16 protein-coding genes are annotated in these 17,712 nt (G+C 71.5%); 11 read left to right on the top strand and 5 right to left on the bottom strand.

Annotation, left to right across the window (positions count from 1 at the left end; translation table 11 throughout):
- From AC07A4_RS40830 to AC07A4_RS40795, 8 genes are all read left to right on the top strand, one after another.
- Nucleotides 1-2,391: an RNA degradosome polyphosphate kinase gene (locus AC07A4_RS40830; RefSeq protein WP_478609540.1), complete on the top strand. Its 2,391-nt coding sequence runs from the start codon at nucleotides 1-3 to the stop codon at nucleotides 2,389-2,391.
- Nucleotides 2,372-3,433, top strand: coding sequence for a CHAD domain-containing protein (locus tag AC07A4_RS40825; protein WP_478609537.1), 1,062 nt, complete (start codon nucleotides 2,372-2,374; stop codon nucleotides 3,431-3,433). The genes AC07A4_RS40830 and AC07A4_RS40825 overlap by 20 nt, the downstream gene beginning before the upstream one ends.
- Nucleotides 3,430-3,861: an NUDIX hydrolase gene (locus tag AC07A4_RS40820; RefSeq protein ID WP_478609535.1), complete on the top strand. Its 432-nt coding sequence runs from the start codon at nucleotides 3,430-3,432 to the stop codon at nucleotides 3,859-3,861. The genes AC07A4_RS40825 and AC07A4_RS40820 overlap by 4 nt, the downstream gene beginning before the upstream one ends.
- A gap of 388 nt (nucleotides 3,862-4,249) precedes the next feature.
- Entirely contained in the window at nucleotides 4,250-5,371 is a 1,122-nt protein-coding gene (gene pstS, locus AC07A4_RS40815; RefSeq protein ID WP_478609532.1) for a phosphate ABC transporter substrate-binding protein PstS, read from the top strand.
- Nucleotides 5,372-5,476: 105 nt separating this feature from the next.
- Nucleotides 5,477-6,502 (top strand): phosphate ABC transporter permease subunit PstC, encoded by a 1,026-nt coding sequence (pstC, locus tag AC07A4_RS40810; protein ID WP_478609529.1) that lies wholly within the window; start codon nucleotides 5,477-5,479, stop codon nucleotides 6,500-6,502.
- Nucleotides 6,499-7,554, top strand: a complete 1,056-nt coding sequence (gene pstA / locus AC07A4_RS40805) for a phosphate ABC transporter permease PstA (protein WP_478609527.1) — start codon at nucleotides 6,499-6,501, stop codon at nucleotides 7,552-7,554. The genes pstC and pstA overlap by 4 nt, the downstream gene beginning before the upstream one ends.
- A gap of 74 nt (nucleotides 7,555-7,628) precedes the next feature.
- Complete coding sequence (gene pstB / locus AC07A4_RS40800; protein ID WP_478609524.1) at nucleotides 7,629-8,405, top strand: phosphate ABC transporter ATP-binding protein PstB; 777 nt, start codon at nucleotides 7,629-7,631, stop codon at nucleotides 8,403-8,405.
- A 216-nt stretch (nucleotides 8,406-8,621) separates the two neighbouring features.
- Complete coding sequence (locus AC07A4_RS40795; protein WP_478609522.1) at nucleotides 8,622-10,052, top strand: integrin alpha; 1,431 nt, start codon at nucleotides 8,622-8,624, stop codon at nucleotides 10,050-10,052.
- A 77-nt stretch (nucleotides 10,053-10,129) separates the two neighbouring features.
- On the opposite strand, the gene AC07A4_RS40790 is transcribed toward AC07A4_RS40795, so the two are convergent.
- Together AC07A4_RS40790 and AC07A4_RS40785 are read right to left on the bottom strand one after the other, a co-directional pair.
- A complete protein-coding gene (locus AC07A4_RS40790) occupies nucleotides 10,130-11,128 on the bottom strand; it encodes an inorganic phosphate transporter (protein ID WP_478609519.1) in 999 nt (332 codons plus the stop codon).
- Nucleotides 11,129-11,137: 9 nt separating this feature from the next.
- On the bottom strand, nucleotides 11,138-11,758 hold the full coding sequence (locus AC07A4_RS40785; RefSeq protein WP_478609517.1) for a DUF47 domain-containing protein: 621 nt from the start codon (nucleotides 11,756-11,758) through the stop codon (nucleotides 11,138-11,140).
- A gap of 167 nt (nucleotides 11,759-11,925) precedes the next feature.
- Between AC07A4_RS40785 and AC07A4_RS40780 the strand changes: the two genes are divergently transcribed.
- Nucleotides 11,926-12,306, top strand: a complete 381-nt coding sequence (locus AC07A4_RS40780) for a metal-sensitive transcriptional regulator (protein WP_478609515.1) — start codon at nucleotides 11,926-11,928, stop codon at nucleotides 12,304-12,306.
- 1,161 nt (nucleotides 12,307-13,467) lie between these two features.
- Here AC07A4_RS40780 and AC07A4_RS40775 read toward each other — a convergent pair.
- Complete coding sequence (locus AC07A4_RS40775) at nucleotides 13,468-13,659, bottom strand: hypothetical protein (RefSeq protein ID WP_478609512.1); 192 nt, start codon at nucleotides 13,657-13,659, stop codon at nucleotides 13,468-13,470.
- A gap of 141 nt (nucleotides 13,660-13,800) precedes the next feature.
- On the bottom strand, nucleotides 13,801-14,622 hold the full coding sequence (locus AC07A4_RS40770; protein ID WP_478609630.1) for an SCO4651 family lipoprotein: 822 nt from the start codon (nucleotides 14,620-14,622) through the stop codon (nucleotides 13,801-13,803).
- Between the two features lie 136 nt (nucleotides 14,623-14,758).
- On the opposite strand from AC07A4_RS40770, the gene AC07A4_RS40765 reads away from it, so the two are divergent.
- Both AC07A4_RS40765 and AC07A4_RS40760 read left to right on the top strand, forming a co-directional pair.
- A complete protein-coding gene (locus tag AC07A4_RS40765; protein WP_478609509.1) occupies nucleotides 14,759-14,911 on the top strand; it encodes a hypothetical protein in 153 nt (50 codons plus the stop codon).
- A gap of 88 nt (nucleotides 14,912-14,999) precedes the next feature.
- Nucleotides 15,000-16,583, top strand: coding sequence for an FAD-binding oxidoreductase (locus AC07A4_RS40760; protein ID WP_478609628.1), 1,584 nt, complete (start codon nucleotides 15,000-15,002; stop codon nucleotides 16,581-16,583).
- Between the two features lie 375 nt (nucleotides 16,584-16,958).
- On the opposite strand, the gene AC07A4_RS40755 is transcribed toward AC07A4_RS40760, so the two are convergent.
- Nucleotides 16,959-17,660 carry a phosphatase PAP2 family protein gene (locus tag AC07A4_RS40755; protein ID WP_478609507.1) on the bottom strand — a complete coding sequence of 234 codons (702 nt, stop codon included), beginning with the start codon at nucleotides 17,658-17,660 and terminating at the stop codon, nucleotides 16,959-16,961.
- Nucleotides 17,661-17,712: the final 52 nt, after the last annotated feature.

Here is a 17,712-nt window from a genome sequence, read left to right as displayed (position 1 = left end):
ATGCAGCCCGCCGCGCCCGACCCCGCGCAGGACCGAGCCCCCACGAACGGCCAGGTCCGCACCGTACCCGCGGCCTCCGGCGCGCCCACCCGCGGTCCCGCGCGGAAGAATAGGCCCATGAGCGAGCCCACCGCGCAGCCCGAAGCCCACTCCGCCGACACCGACGGCATCCGGCACGCCCAGCCCTCCGTCGGCTCCCTCGCGGCGCACCGCCCGCACACCATCGCGGCCACCGTCTCCGACCTGGACCCGGACATCGACGCCGACCTGGACTCGTACGACGAGGACGGCCAGACCGGGTACGACGGCGCGGAGCTGCCGCAGGGGCGCTTCCTGGACCGGGAGCGCAGCTGGCTCGCCTTCAACGAACGCGTCCTGGAGCTCGCCGAGGACCCGAACACGCCCCTGTTGGAGCGCGCCAACTTCCTGGCGATCTTCGCCTCGAACCTGGACGAGTTCTTCATGGTCCGCGTGGCCGGTCTCAAGCGCCGCATCGCGACCGGCGTCGCCACCCGGTCGGCCTCCGGCCTCCAGCCGCGCGAGGTCCTCGAACTCATCTGGAACCGCTCCCGCGAGCTCATGGCCCGGCACGCCGCCTGCTACCAGGAGGAGGTCGCCCCGTCCCTCGCCGACGAGGGCATCCACGTGGTGCGCTGGCACGAGCTCACCGACAAGGAGCAGTCCCGGCTCTACACGCTGTTCATGCAGCGCATCTTCCCGGTGCTCACGCCGCTCGCCGTGGACCCCGCGCACCCCTTCCCGTACATCTCGGGCCTGTCCCTGAACCTCGCCGTGGTGATCGAGAACCCGGTCACGGGCCACGAGCACTTCGCGCGCGTCAAGGTCCCGCCGCTCCTGTCCCGCTTCCTGGAGGCCTCGCCGCAGCGGTACGTCCCCATCGAGGACGTCATCGCCGCACCCAAGCACCTCCAGGAGCTGTTCCCCGGCATGAACATCCGGGAGCACCACATGTTCCGGCTCACCCGGAACGAGGACCTGGAGGTGGAGGAGGACGACGCCGAGAACCTCCTCAAGGCGCTTGAGAAGGAGCTCATGCGGCGCCGCTTCGGGCCGCCGGTGCGCCTGGAGGTCGAGGAGTCGATCGACGACAAGGTCCTCGACCTGCTGATGCGGGAACTGAAGATCAGCGAGTCCGAGGTGTACCCGCTGCCGGGCCCGCTCGACCTCACCGGCCTGTTCGCCATCGCGGGCCTGGACCGGCCCGAGCTGAAGTACCCGAAGTTCGTCGCGGGCACCCACCGCGACCTCGCCGAGGTCGAGTCGGCGTCCGCGCCTGACATCTTCTCCGCCCTGCGCGGCGGCCACGACGTGCTCCTGCACCACCCGTACGACTCGTTCTCCACGTCCGTACAGGCCTTCCTGGAGCAGGCCGCCGCCGACGACAACGTCCTCGCCATCAAGCAGACGCTGTACCGCACCTCCGGCGACTCGCCGATAGTGGACGCGCTCATCGACGCCGCCGAGTCCGGCAAGCAGGTCCTCGTCCTGGTCGAGCTCAAGGCCCGCTTCGACGAGCAGGCCAACATCAAGTGGGCGCGGAAGCTGGAGGAGGCGGGCTGCCACGTGGTCTACGGCCTCGTCGGCCTCAAGACCCACTGCAAGCTGTCGCTCGTCGTCCGCCAGGAGGGCGACCAGCTGGTGCGCTACTCGCACGTGGGCACCGGCAACTACCACCCCAAGACCGCCCGCCTGTACGAGGACCTCGGCCTGCTGACCGCCAACCAGGAAGTCGGCGCCGACCTCTCCGACCTGTTCAACCGGCTCTCCGGCTACTCCCGCCGCGAGACCTACCGCCGCCTCCTGGTGGCGCCCCGGTCCCTGCGCGACGGCCTGATCACCCGCGTCAACCGGGAGATCCAGCACCACCGCGCGGGCCGCCCCGCCTATGTGCGCGTCAAGGTCAACTCGATCGTCGACGAGGCCGTCATCGACGCGCTGTACCGCGCCTCGCAGGCGGGTGTCACGGTGGACGTGTGGGTACGCGGCATCTGCGCCGTCCGGCCGGGCGTCGCGGGGCTTTCCGAGAACATACGGGTGCGCTCGGTGCTCGGCCGCTTCCTGGAGCACTCCCGGGTCTTCGCCTTCGGCAACGGCGGCGACCCCGAGGTGTGGCTCGGCAGCGCCGACATGATGCACCGCAACCTCGACCGCCGCATCGAGGCACTGGTCAGGGTCATGGCCCCGGCCCACCGGGCGACCCTCAACCGGCTCCTGGAGACCGGCATGTCGGACAGCACGGCCTCGTGGCACCTGGGGGCGGACGGCAACTGGACGCGGCACGCCACGGACCCGGAAGGCCAGCCCCTGCGGAACGTACAGGAGATGCTCATAGACGCCCGGAGGCGCCGGCGTGGCACAGCAACACCATGAGATGACGGCGGGCGAGGCCCTGTCGGTCTACCTGCAGGACCAGGCGACCGAATTCCTCCGCTCGCTGCGGCTGCAGCGCGAGTCCACCACGGACGCGCAGGGCGCCGAGGAGTCCCTGGCCGCGGCCCGGTCGCTGCGCCGCGCGGCCCGCCGCGTCGGCGCCACGCTGCACACCTTCCGCCCCCTGCTCGACCCGGAGTGGACGGAGGCCCTGAGGCCCGAACTCGCGTGGCTGTCGGGGACGCTGGCGCGCGAGCACGCCTACGCGGCCCGGCTCGACCGGCTGCTCGGCGCCCTGCACCGGCTTTCCACACCCGCCCCGGTGCCCGCTCCCGTGCGCGGCACCCAGGCGCAGCGCACCGCCGGGGCAGGGGCCGGGGCCGCCCCGGTGCCGCGGCCAGGCCAAGGCGCGAAGAAGCCCACAGGACCGCTGGCCATAGGTGCCGCCAAGGCCGCCGCTCTCCTGGAGCGCCAGCTCACCCTGGCCCGCACCCGGGCCCACTCCACGGCCCTCCAGGCCTTCGGCTCCTCCCGCTTCCACGCCGTCGCCGACAGCGTGGCCGTCCTCGCCAGCGAGGTCCCCCTGCGCCCGGCGCCGGAGGCGGACCTGAAGCCGCTGGCCGCCGCGGCGGAGGCGCAGCTCGTGGAGGCGGTCGGGGCCCTGCCGCTGCTGCGCGCGGGCCACCCGTACAACGCCGAGGCCCTGGTCCACGGCCTGGCCGCCGACACCGCCCCGGAGGCACAGGACGCCCCCTGGCTGAAGGTCCGCTCCCTGCTGCGCCTGCACCGGTACGCCCAGGAGGTGCTGCTCGGCGCCACCGCGCCGGACGCGCGCCTGATGGCGGCGGGCGCGGCCCTGGACCGCCACCGGGAGGCGGCGGAGGCCGCCGCCGCGGCGGCCTCGGCGGCCCGCACCCCCCGCATCGCCCCGGCGACCGCGTACGCCCTCGGCGTGCTCCACGCCGACCAGCGGCACGAGGTGGAGGCGGCCCGGTTCGCGTTCCAGCAGGCCTGGCTGCGGGAGGCGGTCACGGCACCGTGACGGACCTGGCGCCGGTGCGCGCGGCGGGCTGCGTCCTGTGGCGCCGCTCGCCGCTGGACGGCGCCCTGGAGATCTGCGTGGTCCACCGCCCGAAGTACGACGACTGGTCCCACCCCAAGGGCAAGCTGAAGCCCGGCGAGACGCCGCTGGAGTGCGCGCTGCGCGAGGTCCAGGAGGAGACGGGCTTCACCTGCGTGCCGGGCCCCGCCCTGCCCACGGCCCACTATCTGGCGAACGGCCGCCCCAAGCGCGTGGAGTACTGGGCGGCCGAGGCCGCCACCGGCCGCTTCACCCCCAACCGCGAGGTCGACCGCCTCCGCTGGCTCCCCCCGGACGAGGCCCGCACGCGCTTGACCCAACTCCGCGACCGGGAACTCCTGGACGCGCTCCTCGCGACGCTCGGACCCTCCAGCCCGTCCGGTGTTTGAGGACGAGGCGCGAAGCGCCCATGTCTGTTGAGCGGGGCCCGGGGCGGCAGCCCCGGTTTCGGGAAGGGGCGGGCCTGGGGCGCCCCGCGAGGCCTACGGCGCACGCCAGCGCACGCACGCCCCCACAACCCCCACACGCCCGTCAACGTAATCAGCCCGTGACCTCACCACAAAGTCCGCGTAGGTTCACCGCGCGTTCACTTATGGCCATCGGCCGCTTCACCTGTTCTGCCTAATTTCGGCCTTACGCGATGCGTGGCGCGACCACTGTGGTCACACCCCACCGCGTGGATGGACCTCACGGCCGAGCACCGGCCACCCGAACACTTCGCACGCCGCCACGACAGGCCAGGACACGGCCGGCGGCTCCCGGAAGGAACTCCCCAAAGTGAAGCTTCAGCGCATGAACCGGCGGGCCCTCACCCTCGGTGCTCTCGCCGTCTCCGGCGCCCTGGCCCTCACGGCGTGCGGCTCGGACGACGACGGCAGCAGCAACGGCGGCAAGAAGACCGCCGCCAACAGCAAGATCGACTGCGAGGGTGCCAAGGGCCAGCTCATGGCCTCCGGCTCGTCCGCACAGAAGGGCGCGATCGACGCCTGGGTCAAGCAGTACCGCGCGGCCTGCAAGGAAGTGCAGCTGCAGTACAAGCCCGACGGCTCCGGCGCCGGCATCACCTCCTTCCTCCAGGGCCAGACCGCCTTCGCGGGCTCCGACTCGGCCCTGAAGCCGGACGAGGTCGCCGAGTCCAAGAAGGTCTGCAAGGGCAGCCAGGCCATCGACCTGCCGATGGTCGGCGGACCGATCGCGATCGGCTACAACGTCCCGGGCGTCGACAGCCTGATCCTCGACCCCAAGACCGTCGCCGACATCTTCAACGACAAGATCAAGACCTGGGACGACAAGGCGATCGCGAAGCTCAACCCCGACGCCAAGCTCCCCAGCACCAAGATCCAGGCCTTCCACCGCTCGGACGAGTCCGGCACCACGGACAACTTCACCAAGTACCTGAAGGGCGCCGCGCCCTCCGCGTGGCCGCACGAGCCCGCGAAGATCTGGGCCGCCAAGGGCGGCCAGTCCGCGAGCGGCTCCTCCGGCGTCGCCCAGCAGGTGAAGCAGACCGAGGGCGCCATCTCCTACATGGAGCTGTCGTACGCCACCGAGGGCATCAAGACCGTCGACATCAAGACGGGCGCCAAGGCCCCGGTCAAGGCCACCGTCGACAACGCCTCCAAGGCCATCTCCGAGGCCCAGGTCGTCGGCAAGGGCAAGGACCTGTCGATGAAGCTGAACTACAAGCCCACGGCCGAGGGCGCGTACCCGATCATCCTGGTCACGTACGAGATCGTCTGCGAGAAGAACAACAACAAGGACACCCTCGCCACCACGAAGTCCTTCCTGAACTACATCGCCAGCGAGGACGGCCAGTCCGTCCTGAAGGACGAGTCCTACGCGCCGATGCCGACCGAGATCATCACCAAGGTCCGAGAGACCGTCAAGGGCCTGAGCTGAACCTGAGCGCGGCCCGCCTCCCCGGCGGGCCGCGCCGTCCGGTGCACCGCCGCCTGGAGCCGTCCGCGCACCCCGCACGGCCTGCTCCGCAGACCGGAGAACCCCATGGACATACCCACCGACACCCCGCCCCCGCCCTCGCACGTCGAGGACGCCAAGCCAACGACCACCGAGCAGAAGCGCGCCGCACGCGGCGCCACCCGCCCGGGTGACCGGATCTTCCTCGCGCTCTCGCGGGGCTCCGGCATCGCGCTGCTGATGATCATGGCCGCCATCGCGGCCTTCCTCGCCTACCGCGCGTCCATCGCGCTCGCGGACAACGAGGGCAGCTTCCTCACCACCTTCGAGTGGGACCCCGCCGGCGCCCTGCACGACGGCAAGCCCTACTTCGGCATCGCCGTCCTGGTCTTCGGCACCATCGTGAGCTCGATCATCGCGCTCGCCATCGCCGTGCCCGTGGCCATCGGCATCGCGCTGTTCATCTCGCACTACGCGCCGCGCAAGCTGGCCGCCCCCATCGCCTTCGTGATCGACCTCCTGGCCGCCGTGCCCTCGATCGTGTACGGCCTGTGGGGCGCCCTCGTGGTCGCCCCGAAGCTGACCGGGCTCTACAGCTGGCTCGACGACTACTTCGGCTGGACCGGCATCTTCGAGTACGAGGGCGGCGCCCCGCGCTCCCTCATGACCGTCGGCATCCTGCTCGCGATCATGATCCTGCCGATCATCACGAACGTGAGCCGCGAGGTCTTCCTGCAGTCCCCGAAGATGCACGAGGAGGCCGCGCTCGCCCTCGGCGCCACGCGCTGGGAGGTCATCCGCATGTCGGTGCTCCCCTTCGGCCGCTCCGGCGTCATCTCCGCCTCGATGCTGGGCCTCGGCCGCGCGCTCGGCGAGACGATCGCCGTGGCCACCGTGCTCTCCCCGACCTTCGTGATCCAGGCCTCCGTACTCGACTACGGCGGCGGCACGTTCGCGCAGAACATCGCCAGCAAGTTCAGTGAGGCCAGCGAGTACGGCCAGGACGCCCTCATCGCCTCCGGTCTCGTCCTCTTCGTTCTCACTCTTCTTGTCAACGGCGCGGCCCGGATGATCATCGCCCGCCGCAAGGAGTACTCGGGGGCCAACGCATGAGCACCACCACCGTCAAGCCCGCGCCCTCCGGCCTCAAGGCCGCGCGCCTGCCCCGCTGGACGCCCTACGTCGTCGCGGCCGGCTCCCTCGCCGTGGCCAGCGGCATCGGCCTCGCGGCGGACCTGAGCTCGCGCGCCCAGTGGGGTCTGATCGCGGCCCTGCTGTTCGTCGGCGTCTCCTACGCCCTCGCGGCCCGGGTGGAAGGCACACGCCAGGCCAAGGACCGCCTCGCCACCTCGGTGGTGTGGGTGATGTTCCTGCTCGCCGTGGTCCCGCTGGCGTCGCTGATCTACGAGACCGTCAAGCGCGGCGTGAAGGTCCTCGACGGCTACTTCCTCAGCCACTCCATGGGCGTCGTCGCCGACGACGAGACCGGTGGCGGCATCTACCACGCCATCGTCGGCACCCTCCAGCAGGTGGGACTCGCCTGTGCGATCGCCGTGCCGATCGGCCTGCTCACCGCGATCTACCTGGTCGAGTACGGACGCGGCAAGCTCGCCAGGGCCGTCACCTTCTTCGTCGACGTGATGACGGGCATCCCGTCCATCGTCGCGGGTCTGTTCGTCCTCAGCTTCTGGATCCTGATCCTGGACTTCGACCCCTCCGGCTGGGCCGGCGCCATGGCCCTCTCGATCCTGATGATGCCGGTGGTCGTGCGCTCCACCGAGGAGATGCTGAAGCTCGTACCGAACGAGCTGCGCGAGGCGTCGCTCGCCCTCGGCGTACCGAAGTGGCGCACCATCCTGAAGGTGGTCCTGCCCACCGCCATCGGCGGCATCACGACCGGCGTCATGCTGGCCGTCGCCCGTATCGCCGGTGAGACCGCGCCCGTCCTGCTCCTCGTCTGGACGACCCCCTTCATCAACACGAACCCGTTCGACGGCGCTCAGGGCTCACTGCCGCTGTACATCTACCAGCAGTACTCGTCCGGCACGAACGCCGGTTACGACCGCGCCTGGGCGGCGGCCCTCACCCTGATCGCCTTCATCATGATCCTCAACCTCGTGGCCAGGGGCATCGCCCGCTGGAAGGCCCCGAAGACCGGTCGCTAACGCGACACCCCCGGCTCCCTGGAGCCAGCAGCGACCGACGGCTTACGCCTAGATTTCCGAAAGCAGTGATCCCCATGGCCAAGCGAATCGACGTCTCCGGCCTGAACGCCTTCTACGGCTCCCACAAGGCCATCGAAGACATCTCCATGACCGTGGAGCCCCGCTCCGTGACGGCCTTCATCGGCCCGTCCGGCTGCGGCAAGTCCACGTTCCTGCGCACGCTGAACCGCATGCACGAGGTCACCCCGGGCGGCCGCGTGGAGGGCAAGGTCCTCCTGGACGGCGACGACCTGTACGGCTCCGGCGTGGACCCCGTGAACGTGCGCCGCACCATCGGCATGGTCTTCCAGCGCCCGAACCCCTTCCCCACGATGTCGATCTACGACAACGTCGCCGCGGGCCTCAAGCTCAACGGCAGCTACAAGAAGTCCGAGCTCAACGACGTCGTCGAGAAGTCCCTGAAGGGCGCCAACCTCTGGAACGAGGTCAAGGACCGCCTGAACAAGCCGGGCTCTGGCCTCTCCGGCGGCCAGCAGCAGCGCCTGTGCATCGCGCGGGCGATCGCGGTCGAGCCCCAGGTCCTGCTCATGGACGAGCCCTGCTCGGCCCTCGACCCGATCTCCACCCTCGCCATCGAGGACCTGATCGGCGAGCTGAAGGAGCGCTTCACGATCGTCATCGTGACGCACAACATGCAGCAGGCGGCCCGCGTCTCGGACCGCACGGCGTTCTTCAACCTCGCGGCGGTCGGCCAGCCCGGCAAGCTCATCGAGATCGACGACACCGAGCGCATCTTCTCCAACCCGTCGGTCCAGGCGACCGAGGACTACATCTCCGGCCGCTTCGGCTGAGCCGGCCCGACTCCCCGCGGTGCTGCATGGCGGTGCCACCGCAGGGAAAACAAAGGCCCGCCCCCCGGCTCCCGGGGGGCGGGCCCGTTGTGTCTACTCCCCCGTGCGGCCCCGCGCCACCACAACTATCCGCTCCCCCCGTTGGTCAACTCCGGCAGCAGGAAGCACGGCCGGGTCCCTTTCCCGGCCCGGCAGACACCCTGGGGGGACTCTCTCTTGCGCAGCACCACCTATCTGACAGCCGCGGCCTGCGCCGCGGCCCTGCTCGCCGTCACCGCCCCGGCCCAGGCGGCCCCCGCCGCCAAAGCCGCCGCCGTGACGAAGCCGGCCGCCGACTTCAACGGCGACGGCTACCCGGACCTGGCCGTCGGCGCGCCCAGCGCCAAGATCGACGGCGTCAAGCGGGCCGGGCTCGTCTCGATCGTCTACGGCTCCGCCGACGGCCTGCGGCGCGACAAGCAGCAGCTCGTCAGCCGGGCCACGCCGGGCGTCCCGGGCGAGCCCAAGGAGACGGACTACGGCTGGGGCACCAAGGCCGACTACGGCGACCTCGACGACGACGGCTACGACGACCTGCTGATCAGCGACGGCGCCGACCAGCTGGTGCTGTGGGGCGGCAAGGACGGCATCTCCGGCGGCACCCAGGTCGTCGGCGGCGACGGCAGCTCCGCGAAGTCCCCCGCCTTCCGCTCGGCCTGGCACGGCATCGGCGACATCAACGGCGACGGCAAGGCCGACATCGTCGGCGCCGCCCAGGTCGGCTCGTGGGGCGACGCCCAGTGGGGCGTGGGCATGCTGTACGGCCCCCTCAGCCGGACCACCGGCAAGCCCGCCGCCCTCGCCTTCCGGAACACCGAGGCCGAGGACGGGATCTCCGTCAGCGGCGCCGAGATCGGCGACATGACCGGCGACGGCATCGACGACGTGGTGGCCATGGGCTCCGCCCGCACCCCCTACTGGACCTCCCAGGCCCGCGTCCTGAAGGGCACCCGCGACGGCCTGGTCCCCGGCGGCACGATCGACTCCCGCCACACCGGCACCTTCGGCGACCTGAACGGCGACGGCTACCAGGACTTCGTCGGCACCCCGCAGGCCTCCGACATCAAGATGTACGGCGGGATCACCGTCACGTACGGCGGCCCGGACGGCGTGAGCAAGACCCTGCCCGCCCGCGTCTACGACCAGGCGAGCCCGGGTGTCCCCGGCGCCCACGAGAAGGGCGACCGCTGGGGCACCGACGTGGCCATCGGCGACCTGGACAAGGACGGCTACGGCGACCTCCTCGTCGGCGCCTCCTGGGAGTCCGCCAAGGACCCCGCCACCGCCGTGTCCGGTTCGGTCACCATGCTGCGCGGCTCCAAGACCGGCGTGACCACCAAGGGCGCCAAGGTCCTCACCCAGAACTCCAAGGGGGTCCCCAGCACCTCCGAGAAGTCCGACCACTTCGGCGAGTCGGTCGGCGTCCTCGACGCCGACAAGGACGGCACGCCCGAGGTCTACGTCGGCGGCATGGGCGAGGACACCTGGGTCGGCCGCGTCTGGCAGCTGCCGACCGGCCCCGAGGGCGTGACCGGCACCGGCTCCAAGAGCTTCAACCTGGGCGGCGGCTACGGCTCCGCCCACTTCGGGGAGTACTTCGCGAAGTAGGGACGTACGCCCGCATACGACAGTGCCCCCGCCGGATCAGTGATCCGGCGGGGGCACTCACGTACCGCATCCCGCCCCTACAGGAACGCCAGATTCACGATCCAGAAGCTCAGCGCCGCGACCAACGCGGCAGCGGGCATGGTGATGAACCAGCCCAGGATGATGTTCTTGGCGACGCCCCAGCGGACCGCGTTGACCCGCTTGGTCGCGCCCACGCCCATGATCGCCGAGGTGATCACATGCGTCGTCGAGATCGGCGCGTGGAACATGAACGCCGTGGTGAACATGATCCCGGCGCCGGTCGTCTCGGCGGCGAAACCCTGCGGCGGGTCCAGCTCGATGATCTTCCGGCCGAGCGTCCGCATGATCCGCCAGCCACCGGCGTACGTGCCGAGGGACAGCATCACCGCGCAGGAGATCTTCACCCAGACCGGAATCGGGTCGCCGGGGTTCTCCACATCGGCGATGACCAGGGCCATCACCACGATGCCCATCGTCTTCTGCGCGTCCTGCAGGCCGTGCCCGAGGGCCATGCCCGCGGCCGACACGGTCTGCGCGATGCGGAAGCCCCGCTTGGCCTTGTGCGGGTTGGACTTGCGGAACATCCACATGATCGCGCACATCACCAGATAGCCGACCAGCAGACCGACGAGCGGCGACAGGAACATCGGGATGACGATCTTCTCGACCACCCCGGACCAGATCACCCCGATGCCGCCCGCGAGGGCCGCGCCCACCAGACCGCCGAACAGCGCGTGCGAGGAGGAGGACGGCAGGCCGAAGTACCAGGTGACGAGGTTCCAGACGATGGCGCCGACCAGACCGGCGAAGAGGATCCACATCCCCTTGGTGCCGTGCGGCGTCTCGATGAGACCCTCACTGACCGTCTTGGCGATGCCGCTGCCGAGGAAGGCACCGGCGAGATTCATGACCGCGGCCATGGCGAGCGCCGCGCGTGGCGTCAGGGCACGCGTGGAAACGGAGGTGGCGATGGCGTTCGCGGAGTCGTGAAAGCCATTCGTGTACGTGAAACCGAGCGCGACGCCAATGGTCACGACCAACGCGAAGGTGTCCATGGAGGTGCCTCAGGACTCCTTGACCGCGATGGTCTCCACGGTGTTGGCGACATGCTCGAACGCGTCGGCCGCCTCTTCCAGTACGTCCACGATCTGCTTGAGCTTGAGCACCTCGATGGCGTCGTACTTGCCGTTGAAGAGGTGCGCGAGGAGCTTGCGGTGGATCTGGTCGGCCTGGTTCTCCAGGCGGTTGACCTCGATCCAGTATTCGGTGAGGTTGTCCATGGTGCGCAGGTGCGGCATGGCCTCGGCGGTCAGCTCCGCGGCGCGCGAGAGGACCTCGATCTGCTGCTCGACGCCCTTGGGGAGCTCCTCGATCTGGTACAGGACGACCAGGTCGACGGCCTCCTCCATGGCGTCCATGATGTCGTCGAGCGAGGACGCGAGGGAATAGATGTCCTCGCGGTCGAACGGCGTGATGAACGAGGAGTTCAGCTGGTGGAAGATCGCATGCGTCGCGTCGTCCCCCGCGTGTTCCGCGGCCCGCATACGCTCTGCGATCTCGGCTCGGGCCGAGGCGTCGGCCCCGAGCAGTTCCATCAGGAGCTTGGAGCCTGTGACGATGTTGTCCGCGGATGCGGCGAACATGTCGTAGAAGCTCGTCTCCCTGGGGGTCAGACGAAATCGCACGTGGGGTCCTCGGGGTGCTTTGGATGCGGTCAGGCTGATGCTAGGCGCATCATCTGGCCACGGCTAACCGGCCATACCCCAGTGTCGCCCATCAGGCACAGTGATCAGCACACCACCCGAGAAATCAAGTACCCTATACCCACCAGGGGTATGCACAGGAGGACGCGATGACGACGACAGAGGCGGCCACGGCGGCCGCGGCGGCCACGACCACCGAAGCGCCCTCCGGCTCCGCGGACACCGCGCGGGAGCACGCGGGGCACCAGACGCACGGGTACCACAAGCAGAAGGACGAGCACCTCAAGCGGCTGCGCCGCATCGAGGGCCAGATCCGGGGCCTGCAGCGCATGGTCGAGGAGGACGTCTACTGCATCGACATACTCACGCAGGTCTCGGCGGGCACCAAGGCGCTGCAGTCCTTCGCCCTGCAGCTCCTGGAGGAGCACCTGCGCCACTGTGTCGCGGACGCGGCGCTCAAGGGGGGCGACGAGATCGACGCGAAGGTGGAGGAGGCGACGAAGGCGATCGCCCGCATGCTCCGGACGTGACGCCGCCGCGCCCGCCCTCATCGCCGGGCGGGCCGCGCCCCCACCCCGCCCGACGTTGAGGGCGGGCCCGATCGCGCCACCACACGCGCCCTCGGCGCCGGGCGGGCTGTTCCCCCCACCCACCCGCCCTTCTCCCCTGACGGACCTCAGGCGCAGCCCGATAGCCCCACCACGCTCACCCTCAGCCCCCGGACGGGCTTCCCCCCACCCACCCGCCCTCCTCCCCTGACCGGCCTCACGGCGCCCCCAATCGCGCTAGCGCGCTCGTCCTCAAACGCCGGACGGGCTATTTCCCCCCACCCACCCGCCCCTTCTCACCTGACGGGCTGGTCCTGCCCACCCACCCCCTCGCCTGACAGGCCTCGGGGGAACGGCGGGACGCTGGCGCTCCCGTGGTGAGTGGGGGGCACGCACCCATCCCGTCTCGCCTGACAGGCCACAACCCACACGGCGGGGCGCTGGCGCTCGCGTGGCGAGTGGAGAGTCACCCACCCACTCCACCTCGCCCGACAGGCCACAACCCGCACAGCGGGACGCTGGCGCTCCCGTGGCGAGTGGAGAGTCACCCACCCATCCCAGCTCGCTGACAGGCCACAACCCACACAGCAGGACGCTCACACCCGCATGGCGAGTGGAGAGTCACCCACCCATCCCAGCTCGCTGACAGGCCACAACCCACACAGCAGGACGCTCACACCCGCATGGCGAGTGGGGAGTCACCCACCCACCCCAACTCGCCCGACAGACCACAACCCACACAGCAGGACGCTCACACCCGCATGGTGAGAGGGGAGTCACGCACCCACCCCGTCTCGCCCGACAGACCACAACCCACACGGCGGGGCGCTGGCGCTCGCGTGGCGCGTGGACAGTCACGCACCCACCCCAGCTCGCCTGACGAACCACAGCCCGCACGGCGGTGCGCTTACGCTCGCGTGGTGAGTGGGGGGCACGGGTGGGTGGGTGGGAAAGACGCCGCGCGGAGCGCGGCGGGATCTCGCCGCGGTAGCGGCGGGGGCGTGGGGGACGGCCCGCGGAAGAAGGACCGGCGGACGGCAGGAACCGGCAAGCCCCTGCCACAGGCCCCGCAGGAACCGGCAAGCCCCTGCCACAGGGCCCCGCAGGAACCGGCAGCCCCCGCCAAGGCCCACGGGAACCGGTTCAGCCCCCGCCAGGGCCCGCGTCGTCGTCGCGCCCGCCCGCCACCTGCAGCACCTCGTCGATCCGGTCGGCGCTGAGCCGCTCCCCCCGCGCGGTGGACGCCGCGATGATGAGTTCGCCGCACAGCTCGATCTCGGCGAGGGCAACGTGGTCCTGAACCGCCGTGCCGCGCACCAGAGCCACGTTCACCACCTCTTCCTGACCACGGTTAAAGCCGGTACCGGCTTTCTAGAGTAGGGAGCGCCCTACGTACCGCGCATGGCACGGACGGACCATTTTGCGACTACCGGCCACGGGCCGAAGGCCCCTTCCCCAGGCCCCTAACCCAGGCCCCTAACCCCCGGCGATCTTCCCGGAGTAGACGTCCCCGTCGGCGGGCAGCCGCACCCGCACCGGCGCCCCGAACGCGTACAGCGACGTGGTCGACGCCACCTCCGCGCCCGCGACCTGGAACCGGTGCCGCAGCTCGCGCGGCCGCCCCCGCTCGTCCACGTACACGTCGAAACCCACCCGCCCCTTGCTGAACCCTTTCGCCACCGCCGCCCGCAGCGCGCCCCGGTACTGCGCGGACGCCGCCGAGGCCGCGCGGGCCAGTTCGGCCACGCCCCGGTAGTGCCGCACGGGCACGCCGTCGACCCGCGTCGCGCGCACGTACGTCACCTGCCGCGCCCCGCGCAGCAGTTCGGCGGCGACCAGCGGGTCGGTCGCGCCGCCCGTGACGAGGTTGCCGTCCGCCAGGGAGGCCGTCTCGACCCGTACCCACTTGTCGGCGGGCACCCCGGCCCCACGGTTCTTCATGTACAGGTCCCCGCCCTTCATCACCTCGGTGACGGGCGCCGCCCGCCCGCCCCCGCCCCCGGCGTCCCGCGGCACCACCACGGCGATGCGGCCCTGGCGCCGCCGGTAGTCGTAGGCCCCCCGGCCGTGGATCGTCACGCGCGTACCGCCGCTGTCCAGCTCCATGGACGTACGCGCCCGGGAACTGCCCACGCGCACCAGGGCGTCGGCGGCGTCCCGCACCAGCCGGGCGGGGTCGTCGCTCGCGGCGGCCCCGCCGCCCGAGCAACCCGTGACGAGCGCGGCGAGCGTCAGGAGACCCGCCGTCGCGGCCGTGGCGGCCGCCGCTGTGCCCGTGCGCCTGCGCTGCTGCCCCATCGCCCTGCCGACCCCCAGCCTCTCCACGGCCTCGCGACGCGCCGAGCGACGTCCCGACCCCGTCGTTCCGACTAACGAGGCGCCCGAGGTGTCGTCACGCGGCACCGCGTTCACCCGGTCGGCGTACCGTGGCACCGTGCCCGAGCAGCAGAGCCCACCGCACCGCACGACCACCGTCGAGAACGGGCGTTTCTGCGCCGCTCGGTGCAGCTGCGGCTGGCGCGGACCCGCGCGCCGCGCCCGCAGCAAGGCCCGCGCCGACGCCGAGGCCCACAGCGAGACCCCCTGACCGGCCGCGTCCCCGGAACCCCTCGGCCCTCGGTGTCGTCTCGTTGTTCGGGACGGCAACGGGAGGGCACATGGGACACATGGGACAGCTGGCACGACGTACGTTCATGGGGACGGCGGCCGCGGCGGCCGCGGCGGTCGGCACCGCGGCCTGCAGCGGCGACAGCGGCGGCCGCGCGGCGAAGGCCACCGGCACCGGCACCCCCGCGGGCACCGCGAGCGGCACCACCCCGATCAGGACGGCGGCCTCCTCCGCCGCCGCCAACCTCACCGCGCTCGCCCGGGACCTGGACGGCACCCTGATACGCCCCAACGAGTCCCAGTGGGCGACCGCCCGCCAGCTGTACAACACCCGCTTCGACAGCCTGAAGCCGACGGCGGTCGCCTATGTGGCGCACCCCGACGACATCCGCACCACCCTCGCCTACGCCCGCGCCCACGACGTCCCCGTCGCGGTCCGCAACGGCGGCCACTCCTACGCGGGCTGGTCCTCGGGCACAGGACGTCTGATCCTCGACGTCTCCAAGCTGAACCGCACGCGGGCCTCCGGCACCACCGCCACCATCGGCGGCGGCGCCAAGCTCATCGACGTCTACCGCGCGCTCGCCGCGAAGGGCGTCACCATCCCCGCGGGCTCCTGCCCGACCGTCGGCATCAGCGGCCTGACCCTCGGCGGCGGCCACGGCGTGGTCTCCCGCGCGTACGGCCTGACCTGCGACAGTCTCACCTCCGCGACGCTCGTCACCGCCGAAGGCAAGCTGATCAGGGCCGACAAGAGCGAGCACAAGGACCTGTTCTGGGCGCTGCGCGGCGCGGGCAACGGCCAGTTCGGCGTCGTCACCGAGCTGACGTTCCGCACGCACCCGGCCCCGCAGGCCGTCTCGGCGTATCTGACCTGGCCGTGGGCGAAGGCCGCCGCCGTGGTGAAGGCCTGGCAGCAGTGGGGCCCCGCGCAGCCGGACGAGATCTGGTCCTCGCTGCACCTCGCGGCCGTCCCCGGCGGCACGCCCACGATCTCCGTCGCCGCGTTCTCGCTCGGCACGTACGGCGAACTGCAGAACGCCGTCGACCGCCTCGCCGACAAGGCCGGCGCCTCGGCCCGCAGCGTCTCCCTCAAGCGCCGCGGCTACGAGCAGGCGATGGAGGTGTACGCGGGCTGCTCCTCGTTCCCGACGGACGCCCAGTGCCATCTGCCGGGCAAGACGCCGGGCCGCACCCCGACCGGCGCGCTCGGCCGCGAGACCTACGCGGCCCGCTCGGACTTCTTCGACCGCTCCCTCTCGGCGGCCGGAATCCGCGCGCTGCTCGCCCAGATCGAGCACGTCCGCGGCGAGCGCGGCACCGCGGGCAGCATCGCCCTGACCGCGCTCGGCGGCGCCATCAACCGCGTCGACCCGACCGCGACGGCGTTCGTGCACCGGCGCTCGCGGATGCTCGCCCAGTACATCGCCTCCTGGCGCCCCGGCACCGCGGGCACCACCGCCCAGGCCTGGCTCACGTCGGCGCACGGCGCGATGCGGCGGCACGCCTCCGGAGCGGCGTACCAGAACTACACGGACCCCACGCTCACCAACTGGCGCGAGGCGTACTACGGGCAGGCCGCGCCCCGCCTGAAGAAGGTGAAGAAGACGTACGACCCGACGCGCTTCTTCAGCTTCCCGCAGGCCCTGTGAGCCACTTCCCGCAGGCCCCGTGAGCCACCGGGCCCACGGGGCCCGCCAGGGCCGGCGGGCCGCCACTCCGACGGCCCCGGCCTGAACCCGTTCGGCCCCGCCGATGCCGCCCCCGGGTGGCCCGGCGGACGCCGGACCGCTGGCCTGAGTGCATGACACGTACCCACATACGCATAGCGGTGGCGGCGGTCGTCCTGGTGCTCGCCCTGGCGGGCACCCCCGCCGCCGCCCACTCCGCGACGGCCGCCGTGCACCCGGCGGCGGGCCCGCTGGCCCTGCTCTCCGCGGCCGTCACCGCGCTCTCGGGCTCCACCGGGGTGTGGCTGCTGCGCCGCCGGGGCGGGCGCGCCGGGCGCTCGGTGGCGCCGGACGCCTCTACGCGGCGAGGCCCTTCTCATCGGTCCCCGCGGACTCCTGCTCCGGCAGCGCCGCCACCGGCCCCACCCCGTGCTCCTTGGCCCACACCAGACGAGCCGACCTGCCGGAACGCGCGATCGCCTTGGTGACGGGCGTGAGCAGCGCCATCGCGAGCGGCGAGAGCAGCAGCGCCACGGCCGTGCCGAGCGCGAAGCCGCCGACGACGTCCGTCGGGTAGTGCACGCCCATGAAGACGCGGCAGAAGCCCTCAAGGGCGGCGAGCCCGATCCCGATGAGGCCGAACTTGCGGTTGGCGACGAACAGGCCGACGCCGATGGCCATCGCCAGCGTCGCGTGGTCGCTCACGAAGGAGTAGTCGGTCTTGCCGCCGACCAGGACCTCCAGGCCCTGGTGGTCCTCGAAGGGGCGGGGGCGCTCCACGAAGCCCCGTATCGGCACGTTCACGAGGACGGCGATGGCGGCGGCGAGCGGCGCCCACACGACGGCGGCGACGGAGGTGGCCGCGTCGTCGAGCGCCCCGCGCTTGCGAGCGCCCCACCAGCACCACAGCACGAGCAGCACCAGGGCGAGCAGCAGGCCGTACTCGCCGGTGAACTCCATGACGCGGTTGAACCAGCCCGGGGAGTCCTCCGCCAGGCCGTTGATGTCGTAGAGCAGGCTGACGTCGGGGTTCGACCCGGATGTATCGAGTCCAGCCATGATGCCGCGGCCCCTTGTCTTCTCTCGCTCAGGAGCGCGCCCCGCGGCGCGC

The sequence above is a fragment of the Streptomyces sp. NPDC043996 genome, assembly GCF_056435225.1.
The sequence above is the reverse complement of the archived record's forward strand: the minus strand, read 5'-3'. Positions and strand labels throughout refer to the sequence as shown.

Excerpts from the sequence above, each read along its gene's own strand:
- AC07A4_RS40830 (WP_478609540.1), top strand. The coding sequence starts at position 1 with ATGCAGCCCGCCGCGCCCGACCCCGCGCAGGACCGAGCCCCCACGAAC.
- pstC (WP_478609529.1), top strand. The coding sequence starts at position 5,477 with ATGGACATACCCACCGACACCCCGCCCCCGCCCTCGCACGTCGAGGAC.
- pstA (WP_478609527.1), top strand. The coding sequence starts at position 6,499 with ATGAGCACCACCACCGTCAAGCCCGCGCCCTCCGGCCTCAAGGCCGCG.
- pstB (WP_478609524.1), top strand. The coding sequence starts at position 7,629 with ATGGCCAAGCGAATCGACGTCTCCGGCCTGAACGCCTTCTACGGCTCC.
- AC07A4_RS40790 (WP_478609519.1), bottom strand. The coding sequence starts at position 11,128 with ATGGACACCTTCGCGTTGGTCGTGACCATTGGCGTCGCGCTCGGTTTC.
- AC07A4_RS40780 (WP_478609515.1), top strand. The coding sequence starts at position 11,926 with ATGACGACGACAGAGGCGGCCACGGCGGCCGCGGCGGCCACGACCACC.
- AC07A4_RS40770 (WP_478609630.1), bottom strand. The coding sequence starts at position 14,622 with ATGGGGCAGCAGCGCAGGCGCACGGGCACAGCGGCGGCCGCCACGGCC.
- AC07A4_RS40755 (WP_478609507.1), bottom strand. The coding sequence starts at position 17,660 with ATGGCTGGACTCGATACATCCGGGTCGAACCCCGACGTCAGCCTGCTC.